The sequence below is a fragment of the Cloacibacterium normanense genome (assembly GCF_002943105.1).
Classification (GTDB): domain Bacteria; phylum Bacteroidota; class Bacteroidia; order Flavobacteriales; family Weeksellaceae; genus Cloacibacterium.
Genome location: NZ_PTPZ01000006.1, coordinates 133,850 through 148,308 on the forward strand (window position 1 = coordinate 133,850; position 14,459 = coordinate 148,308).

19 protein-coding genes are annotated in these 14,459 nt (G+C 31.1%); 10 read left to right on the forward strand and 9 right to left on the reverse strand.

Going from position 1 to position 14,459, the window contains the following annotated elements:
- Positions 1-2: 2 nt before the first annotated feature.
- The 3 genes from C3729_RS10420 (at position 3) to C3729_RS10425 (ending at position 1,413) form a co-directional block, all read left to right on the forward strand.
- Entirely contained in the window at positions 3-467 is a 465-nt protein-coding gene (locus C3729_RS10420) for a hypothetical protein (RefSeq protein ID WP_104794082.1), read from the forward strand.
- A gap of 18 nt (positions 468-485) precedes the next feature.
- Positions 486-629, forward strand: coding sequence for a hypothetical protein (locus C3729_RS13245; RefSeq protein ID WP_165785765.1), 144 nt, complete (start codon positions 486-488; stop codon positions 627-629).
- Positions 630-741: 112 nt separating this feature from the next.
- Positions 742-1,413, forward strand: a complete 672-nt coding sequence (locus C3729_RS10425; protein WP_104794083.1) for a glycoside hydrolase family protein — start codon at positions 742-744, stop codon at positions 1,411-1,413.
- A 25-nt stretch (positions 1,414-1,438) separates the two neighbouring features.
- Here C3729_RS10425 and C3729_RS10430 read toward each other — a convergent pair whose 3' ends face one another.
- A complete protein-coding gene (locus C3729_RS10430) occupies positions 1,439-1,795 on the reverse strand; it encodes a hypothetical protein (protein WP_104794084.1) in 357 nt (118 codons plus the stop codon).
- Between the two features lie 39 nt (positions 1,796-1,834).
- On the opposite strand from C3729_RS10430, the gene C3729_RS10435 reads away from it, so the two are divergent.
- From C3729_RS10435 to C3729_RS10455, 5 genes are all read left to right on the forward strand, one after another.
- Complete coding sequence (locus tag C3729_RS10435; protein ID WP_104794085.1) at positions 1,835-2,302, forward strand: hypothetical protein; 468 nt, start codon at positions 1,835-1,837, stop codon at positions 2,300-2,302.
- 119 nt (positions 2,303-2,421) lie between these two features.
- Positions 2,422-3,114: a hypothetical protein gene (locus C3729_RS10440; protein ID WP_104794086.1), complete on the forward strand. Its 693-nt coding sequence runs from the start codon at positions 2,422-2,424 to the stop codon at positions 3,112-3,114.
- Positions 3,115-3,131: 17 nt separating this feature from the next.
- Complete coding sequence (locus tag C3729_RS10445) at positions 3,132-3,398, forward strand: hypothetical protein (protein ID WP_104794087.1); 267 nt, start codon at positions 3,132-3,134, stop codon at positions 3,396-3,398.
- 1 nt (position 3,399) lies between these two features.
- Complete coding sequence (locus C3729_RS10450) at positions 3,400-3,621, forward strand: hypothetical protein (RefSeq protein WP_104794088.1); 222 nt, start codon at positions 3,400-3,402, stop codon at positions 3,619-3,621.
- Positions 3,614-3,880 carry a hypothetical protein gene (locus C3729_RS10455; protein ID WP_104794089.1) on the forward strand — a complete coding sequence of 89 codons (267 nt, stop codon included), beginning with the start codon at positions 3,614-3,616 and terminating at the stop codon, positions 3,878-3,880. Before C3729_RS10450 ends, C3729_RS10455 begins: the two co-directional genes overlap by 8 nt.
- A 290-nt stretch (positions 3,881-4,170) precedes the next feature.
- Here the strand turns inward: C3729_RS10455 and C3729_RS10460 are convergent, their stop codons facing one another.
- The 8 genes from C3729_RS10460 to gpmI form a co-directional block, all read right to left on the reverse strand.
- Positions 4,171-4,776: an alpha-ketoglutarate-dependent dioxygenase AlkB family protein gene (locus C3729_RS10460; RefSeq protein WP_104794090.1), complete on the reverse strand. Its 606-nt coding sequence runs from the start codon at positions 4,774-4,776 to the stop codon at positions 4,171-4,173.
- A 116-nt stretch (positions 4,777-4,892) separates the two neighbouring features.
- Positions 4,893-7,295, reverse strand: coding sequence for an alpha/beta hydrolase family protein (locus tag C3729_RS10465; RefSeq protein WP_104794091.1), 2,403 nt, complete (start codon positions 7,293-7,295; stop codon positions 4,893-4,895).
- A 249-nt stretch (positions 7,296-7,544) separates the two neighbouring features.
- Positions 7,545-7,955: a DoxX family protein gene (locus tag C3729_RS10470; protein ID WP_104794092.1), complete on the reverse strand. Its 411-nt coding sequence runs from the start codon at positions 7,953-7,955 to the stop codon at positions 7,545-7,547.
- 99 nt (positions 7,956-8,054) lie between these two features.
- A complete protein-coding gene (gene era / locus C3729_RS10475) occupies positions 8,055-8,930 on the reverse strand; it encodes a GTPase Era (protein ID WP_104794093.1) in 876 nt (291 codons plus the stop codon).
- A gap of 189 nt (positions 8,931-9,119) precedes the next feature.
- Positions 9,120-9,884 carry a class I SAM-dependent methyltransferase gene (locus tag C3729_RS10480; protein WP_104794094.1) on the reverse strand — a complete coding sequence of 255 codons (765 nt, stop codon included), beginning with the start codon at positions 9,882-9,884 and terminating at the stop codon, positions 9,120-9,122.
- Between the two features lie 113 nt (positions 9,885-9,997).
- A complete protein-coding gene (gene map, locus C3729_RS10485; protein ID WP_104794095.1) occupies positions 9,998-10,807 on the reverse strand; it encodes a type I methionyl aminopeptidase in 810 nt (269 codons plus the stop codon).
- Between the two features lie 35 nt (positions 10,808-10,842).
- Entirely contained in the window at positions 10,843-11,274 is a 432-nt protein-coding gene (locus tag C3729_RS10490) for a BT0820 family HAD-type phosphatase (RefSeq protein WP_104794096.1), read from the reverse strand.
- A 101-nt stretch (positions 11,275-11,375) separates the two neighbouring features.
- Positions 11,376-12,905 (reverse strand): 2,3-bisphosphoglycerate-independent phosphoglycerate mutase, encoded by a 1,530-nt coding sequence (gene gpmI / locus C3729_RS10495; protein ID WP_104794097.1) that lies wholly within the window; start codon positions 12,903-12,905, stop codon positions 11,376-11,378.
- Positions 12,906-13,062: 157 nt separating this feature from the next.
- On the opposite strand from gpmI, the gene C3729_RS10500 reads away from it, so the two are divergent.
- Complete coding sequence (locus tag C3729_RS10500; protein WP_069797522.1) at positions 13,063-13,386, forward strand: translation initiation factor; 324 nt, start codon at positions 13,063-13,065, stop codon at positions 13,384-13,386.
- Positions 13,387-13,492: 106 nt separating this feature from the next.
- Positions 13,493-14,347, forward strand: coding sequence for a nucleoside phosphorylase (locus C3729_RS10505; protein ID WP_104794098.1), 855 nt, complete (start codon positions 13,493-13,495; stop codon positions 14,345-14,347).
- Positions 14,348-14,459 lie beyond the last annotated feature (112 nt).

Consider the following 14,459-nt stretch of genomic DNA (forward strand, 5'->3'; position numbering starts at 1 on the left):
TTATGTCAAAAAAACAATATACAGATGCCGAACGTGCCGAATATTGGAGACAAAAAGCCTTACAAGGTAATAACAATCCTTCTAATAATTCAAAATCTAATAATTCAAATTCAACAAAATACGATTCCAAAAATCGTAATGGTGCGCGAATAGAATTAATGCAAGGACCAAAAGAAAAATTTGAAAGGCTTTTTGCTTGGAAGTATACTAAAAAATTCGGTTTTATGTCTTTAAATGGCTTTGCAATGTTGGAACAAGCAACAAAAGATGGCGAACAATTAAAAGATGGTTATGAAAAATGGAGATTCATTGTTAAGACTCCAACTGGACAAACCACTTATTACGGAATGTATAACAAGAAAAAATCAATTTTCTTTTTCGAAATGGGTACAACAAAATGTATCATTTCTGCAAACAAAAGTTATTGGTCTTTTGCAATGCCAAAAGGCATGAAAAACAAACGTTAAACTTTAAAATTTTAAACAATGAATAAGTTATTGGAACTTTTAAAAAGTCGTGAAGGAATCAGAAAAGCAATCACAGTCATCTGGTTTGTCTTGGATGTCCTTGACGGAAAACAAGACGGAAAATTTGACATCTTCAATAAAAAAGAAGAAACTAAAAAATAAACCTCTTTTTCTGCATACTATATTAATTATTTCTCACGAAGCGCAATAGCCTTTTTCTCTGTGCTGTTGCGCTTTTTTAAAAAACAAAAACAAAAATTAAAATACTTATAAAATGGATTTTTTAACTTTATTTTTCGGGTGGATGTCTGGAATAGTTGGCGTAAATTTACTTTCTCAAGCTGGCACCATTCAAAAACCAAATAATATTTTTCTTTGTGATGGTCGTTCAATTCCCGATTTGACTCCCGTTTTATCATTTCTAAAATTATGGGAAGCATGGCACCCATACGGAAAAGATATTGAAGGACGTGGAAAGTTTACAACTGGTTGGGGCTCTATGAATTTACTTCGTCCAGATGGTTCTGTAATTAGACCAGTTTATAAGGGTGAAGTTTGGAGTAAAGAAACTGCCGATTTGCAATTGAAATACTATGTCGAAAATTCAGCTAGAAAACTTAATAGATATTTAGTTTCTTCTGGTTATGCTGTTAACAATAAATTATATTATGCTTTTTTACAAGCTGCTTATAACATGGGTGATGGTTATTTTGATAAAATATCTTTCAAAAATATTGTAGCCTCTTGTCGTGGTGTTTTAGATTTAACTTATTGTGCTGAAACTTATAAAAAATATATGGTTTCAATGTATAAAACCTTTAGAGATTATAATAGGAATAATATTGGTTTAGGTTGGTCTAGAAGGATTTTAGGCGCTTATTATTTAATTAAAGGAATTGAAAAAAGTCGTGCTGTTATTGAAAGAGAACTAAAAAAAGCGTACTAAAATAGTACGCTCTTTAAAATTTATTTTAAAATGTTCTTATCACTCCGCATGTTACTGTTTTTGTTTTACCATCATCGTGATACATTGGGTAACTTGCTGAACTTAAACCAAAACCACTTTGTAAACGGTCTTTATCTGTAGATAAAAAATCCTCTAAATCCTTCTCCATGAATAAGTTCATTTCTTTAAACTTAATATCATAATTTTTTTTAATGCACTTTGCAATTTTAAATATTTTTTCAAAATCTTTTTCTTTCAATTCTAGAATTTTTCTAGATTCTGATTTTAAAAATAATTCATAGGCTTGTTTTTTAGAAATATCATCAGACTGCGAAAACATAACCAAAGGAGAAAAACACAAAACGAATAGAAATTTTTTCATGGTAATATAATTATTTAATTATTCAAATTTAATACAAAAATGAAATCAAAATTCACACCAAAAATAATTTTTTTAATAGGCTTTCTAGTTGCAGTAATTTATTATTTTATTTCAGCTAAGAAATTGCCAATTTCAGAAACTTCTGAAACTTCCTATATTACTGACGAAATCAGTACATATCAACCAGTTTATTTTAAAACAAAAGAATACTTCAAAAACTTTGAAATTCCCTTAAAATATTTTAATAATTGGTTAAAACTTGCTTTTTACTTAGATAAAGCTAGAGAATCACTTAAACAACCTATTTATGTTATAAGTGGATATGAACCGCCAGTTAATGGTTTGATAACAAATTTATATAACACTTGTCAAGCTGTAACCGTTACCGCCTCAAATATTACATTAATTGATAATTTAGAAAATATTATCAATAATTTGAATTCAAAAGGCTTAACCACTTTTACAAAAGTTCAGCGTGTCTCTAACGGTATTTATTTAGAAATTTAAAAAACTTAAGAAAATGAAACCAACAATTTTAATTCAAGCAATTGCATTAGCTATATTTCTTTTCCCTGAAATTCTAATCAAAACCACAGAAACAACTACTAATTCAAAAAAGTATTAATATGAGTAATATTACAATAAATGAAAGTTCTTTTGAAGATGTAAACTATCAACAAAAAATTTTTGATTTACTTTCTGAATCAGTAAAAATTAATCAATCTGACTTTATTCCATTACCTTTAGAATCAAAGTCTTCTTCACCTATTACAATAAATGAAAGTTCTTTTGAAGATATAAACTATCAACAAAAAATTTTTGATTTACTTTCTGAATCATATTTATTAAAACCAAAAGAAAATTTTATTAATTATTCATTTGAAAGGAAACAACTTGGTTTTTTCGAATATTATAAAGATAATGGACAAAGAGTAAAAAAACCATACTATTCTCAGATGTTTAAATCTGAACCCGATGTTGATGGTAATTATTCATTTGTTTCAATTCCTAATATTGAAAAATTATTAGAAAAAAAAGTATTTCAAGATGTTATAGAAGAAGTTAATCCAAAATATTCAGTTGTTGAAGTAGCTGGAAACCATATGCGTATAAATACGTATACATCACAATTATATTATTCTATAGGTGATGGTGTTTCATTTGAATCTTATTATGAAATAACTACTCTTTATTTAGATAATCTTTCATCATCAGAAACAACTTTGTACATCAATAATATTGGTATTATTTTAATTTATCTTCAGTTTACATTATCAGATGACCAAGAAATAATTTTAGAAGAAAACTTAACAATTTAACTTAAAAAAATAAAACAATGAACATTTTAAAAATCGCACTTTACGGAGTTTTAGCAATTATCCTTTACAAACTTTTAAACACAAAAGTCATAATTTCATCTGCAAAAGTTTCTCCCGGAACAACTCCACCGATTACCTTTCCTGCACAATCAACTGTTGATTACGCTAAACCAGTTCAGGATTTAAAAGAAACAATTCTTCCAATATTAACAAGTGAGAATCAATATGTTTCTCCAGTATCAACCATTATAAATCCATTAGTAACCCCTATAACAACAGTATAATATGTTACATAGTTTCTATGAAAAATATCAGATAAGTAATACCTTTGCTTTGTTTGGTACATTTGTAACTTTTATAGAGAATCATCCTACACTATTATTTATTGTTGTTCAAATAATTGCTTTGGTATTTGATTTAATTAGACAAAAAATATTAAAGCAAAAAACAAAATCAACAATCAATCAGAAAGGAAAAACTTTTGAAGTAAATCAAAAAAATGAGTGACATATTTAAAAATGATTCTGACTACAGAATAGAAGTTTATCGACTTGCTAAATATCAATATCTTGGTAAAGATTATCAACGTTACGTTAAAATCTATGAACAGAATTATGTTGGCAATGTTTATAAATTTTCTCAATGGTTGTCAGAAAGCCAAAATTTAAATAATTGGACTCATATAAGAGTATTTGCAAGGCGGAACAATTCATTCATAAATCAATATGAAAAGGGTTTTTTTATTCCAGCAAAACCCAAAAATTAAACGTTGTTTTGAGGGCTCAAACGCCTTAACCACTCATTTTTAACTCTAATTTGTTACGGGCTCAAACGCCAAAAGAAAAAAGTTTCATATTCAATTATGAAACTTTTTTTATTTTTTTTCTTCTACCCTATTGCATATATCAAAAAAAATCATATAAATTTGTAAAAGAAAAATAAATTTACAACGATAAACAAAATTTTGCCCTAAAAAACATTTGTGTAAAATGTTGAAAATCAATTTAACATTATTTCACATTTTATAAATTATAGGAATTAACTGAAATGTTATGTTTAATCGTTTACAATTGTTCTGAATGTCAAATTTATTCTTGGATCGGTGATTTTAACATTTGTATAAAGCTTGTGTTTCCAATAGATTTGAGTTTCATCTTTCATGATGAGTAATGAGCCATTCTCAATCATTAAAGAAATTTCTTCTTTGCTAAAATTATGTTTGAAACCAAATTTTCTTTCTGCTCCGAAACTTATAGACGCAATTGCAGAATGCTTGAGAATTTCTTTTTCGTTATCAGAATGCCAACTCATTGCTTCTGATCCATTGTGATAATAGTTCAATAAACACGCATTAAATTTTTCGCCTGAGATTTGTTCCACCGTAGATTTTATTTCTAAAATAAATTTTAGCCAATTGACATTCGTCGAATTTAAAAATTTCTCAGCGATTTTAGTTTTTCCCGAATATTTATAAGAAATTCCTTCATCTCCTAAAAAAGCAACTTTTCTTTTGGTAATAATTTCTTTACCAAAAATTTTAACTACATCATGTTGCCAATTGATTTCATTGAGCAATTTAACATAATATATTTCACTTTGTTCATCCGTGAAAATTTTTCCATAATAATGTACAGTGCCGTCTTTTGGTAAAAGATTATTCATTTGTTAGATGTTAGATTTCAGATTTGAGATTCTAGACTTTTTTAAAATTACACAATTTTATCAAATTCAAGATTATTTCAAAAATAAAAAAGACGCTGAAAAGCGTCTTTTAAAATTTATTTTTTCAAACATTTTTCTAAGAATTGGTCTTGTTCCCAAAGCAAATGTAGAATATTTTCTTTAGCAACATAACCGTGAGCTTCTTTTGGTAAAATCACCATTCTTACAGGTGCTCCCAAGTTTTTTAACGCTTGGAAATAACGCTCTGTTTGCAATGTAAATGTACCAGGATTGTTATCTGCTTCACCATGAACTAAAAGCATTGGTTTTTTCATTTTATTAGCGTTCATAAATGGTGACATTCCGTTGTAGATTTCTGGAACATCCCAATAATTACGCTGTTCACTTTGGAAACCAAAAGGCGTTAAAGTTCTGTTATAAGCGCCACTTCTCGCAATTCCACACGCAAAATCATTAGAATGCGTCAATAAATTAGCCGTCATAAAAGCTCCATAAGAATGTCCACCTACTGCTACTCTATTTCTATCGATATAGCCTAATTGGTCAACTGCATCAATTGCAGCTTTTCCATTGGCAACCAATTGCGGAATAAAAGTATCATTCGGTTCTGTAGTTCCTTCCCCAATAATTGGGAAACTTGCATCATCTAAAACCGCATAACCTTTAGTCACCCAATAAATAAACGAACCATAACTTGGGAAGGTAAATTCATTTGGATTGGCAGTGTTTTGTCCAGCCGTGGCTTTATCTTTAAATTCTTCAGGATACGCCCAAACTAAAAGTGGCAATTTTGGTTTCTTTTTGAAATCATAATTTGCTGGTAGATAAAGTGTTCCTTTCAGTTCTACTCCATCATTTCTCTTATATTTGATGACTTCTTTATGAATAGTAGAAATACTCGCAAAAGGATTGGCAAACTGAGTTACCGCTTCTGATTTATTATTTTTAATATTTCTCACAAAATAATTAGGATACTGATTTTTAGACTGTTGCGTTACTAAAACCGTTCCTTTATTGGCATCAATAATGTCAATAATATCTTCTTTTACATTGGGTGTTTTTGAAGTGTATAATCTCTTGGTTTGAAAAGTTTTAAAATCAAATTCATCAATAAAAGGAAACTGACCATCCTTGGTAAAACCATCACCAATTAAGTGTGCTTTTCCATTTTTGATAGAAATTACATATTGTCCGAATTCATTTTTATCGCTTTGGAAATTACCAGGGTCTGCATACACATCTTGATAATTTCTTTCGGCAATTTCTTTATTTTCTCCAGTTTTTGGATTCAAGAAATACGTTTTTTGTGAACGCGTATCATACCAAGAATCCATTACAACAGCATTTTCTTCATTCCCGAATTGAATTCCTGCAAATCTTTGTTTGGTTTTCATCAAGGATTTTGGTTCAGCCGAAAAAGGTGCATCCCAAGTAAAAATTTCGTCTCTGAATTCTGCTTTTTTGCTTTGGTCACCGCCATCTAAAGCTTCTACAAAATATAAACTTGCAGGTTTATCTGCTCTCCAAGCCATATTTCTTTTTCCTGTTCTAACTGATGAAAAACCTTTTGGCATAATTTCATTCAATGGAACATCATTTACGGTTTTTACTAAATTTCCTTGTAAATCAAAAACTTGAGTAGTCATCGGGAATCTAGAAAGCGGAACGATGTATGAAAACGGTTTTTTGATGGTAGAAATCATCACATAATTTCCGTCTGGCGAAAGTTGAATTCCGGCATAAATATCAGCAGATTTATAAGGAGTTTCTGCTCCATCAAGATTCATTTTTACCAGTTCTGCTCTTGTTAAAGTCTCGAAATTGGCTTCATCCATAGGATTTTTTAACAAATCTTGATATGTTCTGTTTTGTGAAACTTTTCCGTCTGCATTAGAAACAATTGGTCCAGTTGGAAGGTTTTTCTTCTCATTTAAAAGAGCTGGTCTGTTTGCCGGAAGTTTTCTTACGATTAATTCCTGAGAGTTTTTCAGCCAAACAAACGGAGAACCTAAGTTAGCATTAAGATTATCATTTGAGATTTTCTTTGCAGTTCTGGTTTCTAAATTTAAAATCCAAAGTTCTACTCCTTTTTCTGTAGTGTTGGTAAATGCTAATTTTTTTTCGTCTGGAGACCAAGAAAGATTGGTAATTTTAGGATTTTGAGGTAATCCAATTACTTGTGTTTCTTGCTTTTCGTTGAATTTTCTAACCTTTAAATTGCTAATGTATGTAACAGAACTCGAAATATTGGTTACAGGATTTACACGTAAACCTGCCAATTTCATTTCTTCTTGGTTAAGGTCGTCTAACGTTTTATAAGTAGGTCTGTAAGAAAAAACCATCCAGTCTTTTTTGCTGTTCATAGAAACAGAAGGTGTTCTTTGGAAATCAGCGAGTTGAAGAATTTCGGCGGAAGGTTTTTGGTAGGTTAAATTTTCTTGCGAAAATCCACAAATGGATAAAGCGAGAAATAAAACAGAAATTTTGATAGATCTCATATTTTTCAAATTATAGATTATAAATTTTAGATTCTAAATCTTAATGATTAGTGGATAAATTGATTTGAAAGTTACAATTTTTCCTGAAATTTCTGAAGATTTCTGCATTTGCGCTAACGATGGAAGCGGCATCCTTTTTTAAATTTTTTCCTCACTGACTCTCCTAAAAGAGAGAACCAAAATTTAAAAAAGATACAGCGGACAGCGTGTTAAAGCGCCATAAAAAAGACGCTAGAAGCGCCTTTGAATTTATTTTCGATTGATCATTCTGTCGATGGAAATACTTCCGGGACCGGCTACAAATATTAAAATGTAGTGGAATAAATAGAGCAATGCCATTTCTTGTTTGGCAAAAGGATCGTTTCCATGAACCACAAAAACCGCAACTAACATCGTGATAATGAGCGGAATAGAAACAAATCTGGTGAAAAGTCCTAAAATTAAGAAAAGTGAACAAAGAACTTCTGCAAGAACTGCTAAAACGAGGGATGTTTTGCTACCGATTCCGAAGAAATTAATGAAATCATGACTTCCTCCGAGAAGTTGCATGAGCTTCGGAAATCCATGAGTGAGCATTCCTAATCCTACAAAAATTCTAATGGCTAATAACGCCCAATCTAACAAGGTTTTGTTGTAACCCGTTGTATTAAGATTCTTCATTTTCTCTTTATTTTTAGACTCTCAAAAATAAAAAATAAATCTGAAATGATGTGTCTTTTTATCATAAAAAAACTCAACCAAAATGATTGAGTCTTTATTTTATCTGTAACCGAAATTCTTAAGGTCTCTTTCGTTTTTACGCCAGTCTTTTTTGACTTTTACAAAAAGATTAAGGTGGATTTTCTTGTCAAAGAATTTCTCTAAATCTATTCTGGCTTCGGTTCCCACTTTTTTGATGGCTTCACCTTTGTGACCGATGAGAATCCCTTTTTGGGTGTCTCTTTCTACGTAAATAATAGAGTCTATAAAGATAATTCCTTCTTTTTCTTTGAACATTTCTGTTACCACTTCTACAGAATATGGAATTTCTTTGTCGTAATTCAACAAGATTTTTTCTCTGATATTCTCATTTACGAAGAAACGTTCAGATTTATCTGTGTATTGGTCTTTGTCGTAATAAGGCGGATTTTCTGGCAATAAAGCTTTTAATTTTGGCAAAATTAAATCGGTATTAAAACCTTCTAAAGCCGAAATCGGTAAAATTTCTGCTTTTTCAATTTTATTATGCCAATACTCTACTTTTTCGAGCATCTCTTCTTGATTAGAAATGTCTATTTTATTGAGTAAAATAAGGACTGGAACTGGAATTTTGTTCAGTTTATCTACCAAAAATTCATTCGGTTCTTCTTTATCCGTAACATCTACAATGAACAAGAAAACGTCTGCATCTTGTAAAGAATCTTTTACAAAATCCATCATTTTTTCCTGCAATTCGTATTTAGGTTCTAGAACTCCTGGAGTATCAGAAAATACGATTTGTAGATCTTCTTCATTATAAATTCCGAAAATACGGTGTCTTGTTGTCTGTGCTTTTTGGGTCACAATCGCTAATTTTTCGCCCATCAATTGATTGAGCAATGTAGATTTTCCTGCGTTTGGTTTCCCGACTATGTTTACAAATCCTGCTTTGTGCATTCGATATACTTAAAATTAAAGGATTAAAAGATTTAAAATTTCTTTTTGCAAAGGTAAGGAAAATAGAATTGGGAAATAATTAAAACGAAAAAATTGTCATTGCGAAAGAATCTTTGAAACATTGCGTTCCTAAGGAACGAGAATTATTTTAAAAATTTCGAAAGTTGTACAATTTATAAGAATTTAAAATTACTTTCTTACTACAGGCAAAATTTCGGTTACGTTTAATCCGAATCTTTTTTGTTCTTCTTCAGAAAATTTTTGAGAATAGAAATTAATATCTACTGAAAATCCTACTGATTTTAACCTTTCGAAATAATCCATTCCATACCAACGAACATGATCGTATTGCCCGAAGTGTTTTTGTCTTTCTTTTGGGTCTGTAATGGTAAAATCTTCGTATGTTTTCTCTAGAGAATTTTTCATGGGAACTTGCATAATTCCCCAACCTCCTTTTTTCATCACTCTATAGAGTTCGCTCATCGCTTTTTTGTCGTCTATAATGTGTTCTAGAACATGATTACAGAAAATAACATCAAAACTTTCATCTTCAAAAGGCAAATCTAGAATGTCTGCTTTTACATCTACAATCGGCGAAAACAAATCTGCAGAAGTGTATTCTAAATTCTTCATTTTCTTGAATTTCCTCAAGAATTCTTGCTCTGGAGCAATGTGAAGCACTTTATAATTTTGAGTAAAAAAATCGGTTTCATTTTTTAGATACAACCACATTTGACGATGGCGTTCAAGGCTTAAAGTACCTGGCGAAAGTGCATTTTCACGTTGTTTTCCGTAACCATACGGTAAAAATTTACGGTAGGATTTCCCGTCAATCGGGTCGGTGAATTTATTTCCTTTGAAAAAAAGATAGATTAAAGGGCGAAGAAAAATGCTTAGGTTAATAAGCATAGGTCTTGGAATTTTATTCAATAAAAATGATGCGAGTTTCTTCATATAATTTCTAAACCAAATTTAAAAAAATATTTTTCATTTTTTAAAATAAATTTTGGAGTATTTATACATAAAAAAAACGGACAAAAGCCCGTTTTAATTGATATTCATATTTTCTAAAAATCCATAGTAAATGGTTCTTCTTCGTTGCTTGTAATTCCTAATGCTTCGTAAATATATTTGAAGGTAGAAAGTAAAACTGGCTTTCCATTAATCACTGCAACATCATGTTCAAAATGTGCAGAAGGTGTTTTGTCTAATGAAGTCACCGTCCATCCATCTTTGTGGAATTTAACCTGATGTGTTCCCAAATTAACCATAGGTTCTATAGCGACAACTAGACCATCTTTGATGACTTTTCCACTGCCTTTTCTTCCATAATTAGGAACTTGAGGATCTTCGTGCATACTTCTACCCAAACCGTGACCTACCAATTCTCTTACCACTCCATAACCATGTTTTTCGCAGTGTGTTTGAATAGCATTAGAAATATCTCCTATTCTTTTTCCACGAACACATTGTTCTATTCCTTTGTAAAGTGATTCTTTGGTTACTTGAAGTAATTTTTTGGTTTCTGGTGCTACTTCTCCCACTTCGAAAGAATAGGCATGGTCACCATAAAAACCGTTCATGTAAACACCACAATCCACAGAAAGAATGTCTCCTTCTTCCAACGGAATATCTTTTGGAATCCCATGAACTACCTCTTCATTGGGAGAAATACACAGGGAATTGGGGAAACCATACATTCCTAAAAATGCAGGTTCACCGCCATGATCTTTAATAAAATCATGAGCTAATTTATCCAAATGTAATGTGGTAACTCCCGGTTTAATTTCTGCTGCAATCATTCCTAAAGTTTTAGAAACGAGCTGAGCACTTTCTCGCATTAAACGGAGTTCTTCTATTGTTTTAAGTATAATCATTTTTATAAATTTGAAATTAGAGATTTAACTTTTTTTTACCAAAATAAACCTCTTTTCTTTTCTTTTTTCATTTTAGAATAAGCTAAAACTTCGCCTCCTTCTACTCTGAATTCTATTCTTTCGGTGATGATGTTATAGATTTCTCCCCAACCTGGAAAACCGCCTAAATTTCTATCATCTATAAATAAATCTGCATCTATTTTTCTGGATTGAGTTTCATCATCAAAGATTTCACCTTCGAAACTAGAGTTTACGGCGTAGAATTCTACTCCATTTTTTCTACAAAATTCTACCGCTTCTTCTAAAGACTTGCCATGTCTATAAGTCCAAAGAATTAATCTATAACCTTCTGATTGTAATTTTTTAAGGGTTTCAAAAGCAAAAATTTTAGGTTTTCCAATTGATGGATAAGCATCCTCTACAATAGTCCCATCAAAGTCTATAGCTAATTTTTTACTACTTAACATATTATATCGTTTGAATTTTTGGACAAATATATGAAATTAAAAAAGGCTATTAATAAGCCTTTTTTTAAATATTATTTTCTTTTTGTAAAAGTCTGTTTAATTTAAGAGACTAAAACTTCTCCTGTCATAATTTCAGGAATTTCTACGCCCATCACTTTTAAAATAGATGGCGCTACATCTCCTAATTTGCCAGGTTTTAAATTCCAAGTTTGGTCTTTATCCATCACAATTAGCGGAACTAAATTAGTAGAGTGTTGTGTGTTAGGACTTCCATCAGGATTAATCATATAATCAGAATTTCCGTGATCTGCCAAAATGAAAACAGCATAACCATGTTCATAAGCTGTAGTTGCTACTGCCTCTATACATTTGTCTACCGCTTCACAAGCTTTTACAGCCGCTTCGAAAACTCCAGTATGACCTACCATATCTGCATTAGCAAAATTTAAACAAATGAAATCTGCAGATTCTTTTTCTAATTCTGGTAAAATAGCATCTCTGATATCAAAAGCAGACATTTCTGGTTTTAAATCATAGGTTGCAACATCTTTTGGACTCGGACAAAGCAATCTTCTCTCTCCTACATATTCTTTTTCTCTACCTCCAGAAAAGAAGAAAGTAACGTGAGGATATTTTTCTGTTTCAGCAATTCTAATTTGAGTTCTACCTGCTCTTTCTAGAACTTCGCCCATTGTTTCTTGTAAAACTTCTTCATCAAAGATAACTTTTACATTTTGGAAACTTTCGTCATAATTGGTTAAAGTAACATAGTAAAGATCCAATTTTTTCATTCCAAAATCAGGGAAGTCTTGTTGAGAAAGCACTTCTGTAATTTCTCTACCTCTATCTGTTCTGAAATTGAAACAGAAAACTACATCATTTTCCTCAATTTTAGCAGTAGGAAGATTATTATTTTCTGAAACGATAATTGGTTTTAAAAACTCATCAGTAACTCCTTCTGCATAAGATTTTTCAATCGCTTCTACAGGATTTTTGGTGATTTCTCCTACTCCATTTACCATTGCATCATAAGCTAATTTCACACGCTCCCATCTCTTATCTCTATCCATTGCGAAATATCTTCCAACTACGGTTGCCAATTTTCCGGTAGAGATTTTCATGTGATTTTGTAAATCTTCTATGAAACCTTTTCCAGACATAGGATCACAGTCTCTACCGTCTGTAAATGCGTGTACGTAAACATTTTCTGTCAATCCAAATTCTTGAGCTGCAGTTAATAAACCTTTCAAGTGATTGATATGAGAATGAACTCCTCCATCTGAAACCAAACCGATAAAATGTACTTTTTTATGATTTAATTTAGCATATTCAAAAGCCATTTGAATTCCTGGCTCTAGTCCTAGAGTATTTTTTTCTACCGCCATATTCAGTTTTACCAAATTTTGGTAAACTACTCTTCCTGCGCCTAAATTCATGTGTCCTACTTCAGAATTTCCCATTTGTCCTGCTGGTAAACCTACTGCAAGTCCAGAAGCTTCTAGCGTGGTATGTGGAAATTTTGTATAACAAGAATCTATAAAAGGTGTGTTTGCTTGGTAAATTGCAGACACTTTATTATCCGTTCCTAAACCCCATCCATCAAGAATGGCAAGTATTGCTTTTTTAGCCATTTTAGTATTTTTTTAATAATGCAAATTTACGAAATTTCTAGGCATAGAATAATTCTTTTTAAAGCGATATTTATCAGTAATTAAAATATTTTTAAATATTAATTTTTCTGTTATCAGTTAATTTGTAACTTTACACTCCTTTTTTTGAAACAGTAATATGGATTTAAGAGACCAATTAAAAAACCTTTTCCCAGAACACGAGGAACAAGATTTTGAAATGCCAGAAGAAAAATTTGAGCAGAAGAATCCTCTTATCTGTAAATTCGAAAAAAAAGGAAGAAATGGTAAACCTGTGACTTTAATAGAAGGTTTCGAAGGAACAGAAGAAGAACTGAAACAAATTTCTAAAAAAATAAAAACCACTCTAGGAATTGGCGGCTCAGAAAAAGACGGAATCATCGTGATTCAAGGAGACAATCGTGATAAAATCATGAAAATTCTTCAAGATATGGGCTATAAAACCAAAAGAGTTGGAGGATAAAAAAGCAATCAGCAGTCAGCAATTGGCTTTCTGCAATTAAAATGAATATTAACAAATTTGGCTGAATGCAGATTGCTGAAAGCCGAAAGCAAATAAAATTATAAATATGCTAAATAAACTTGCTGCTTCAGAATTGGTTTTAAATCCAGACGGAAGCGTTTATCACCTTAATCTTCAACCAGAAGATATTGCAGAGAAAATTCTATTAGTAGGCGATCCAGACAGAGTGCCAAAAGTTTCTCAATATTTTGATACCATCGAAATTCAAAAAAATAAAAGAGAATTCTACACGCATACTGGAACTTTAAGAGGTGAAAGAATTACGGTAATGTCTACCGGAATCGGTACAGAAAACATCGATATCGTGATGAACGAGCTGGATGCTTTGGTGAATATTGATTTAAAAGAAAAAGAATTCAAATCAGAACATACTGCTCTTCAGTTATTCAGATTAGGAACTTGTGGTTCTGTAAATCCTGATGTGGAAGTAGATAACATGTTGGTTTCTCAAAACGTTGTTGGTTTAGATGGATTAATGCATTTTTACCAAGATTATGAGTTCGAAAATGAGTTTTCTAGAAATTTCATGGAAAAATTCCCATACGAAAGAATTAAGCCAATGCTTTATTTTTCTGAATGGACAGAATCTCAGTACGATTACTTCAAAGATGCTAAATACGTAGGAAATACTGCTACTTTCCCTGGTTTCTATGCGCCACAAGGAAGACAATTGCGTCTAAAAGCTGTAGATGATAAATTTTTAGAAACACTTAATGATTTAGGCGTTACTAATTTCGAAATGGAAACTTCTGCGATTTATGGTTTGTCTAAACTTTTAGGACACAAAGCAGTTACCATTAATAACGTAATTGCGAATAGAAGACGCGGAGAGTTTTCTGCTGATCATCATCAATCAGAAAAAAATATGATTGAATGGGTATTAGAAAGAGTTATCAAATAATTAAGAATCTCTAACTGACTAGTCCTAAAAAACCGATACAGATTATAGGGCAAAAATAAATAATTAAACCAAAGCAAAAACGTTTTTGCTTTGGTTTTTGTTTTTATAGGTT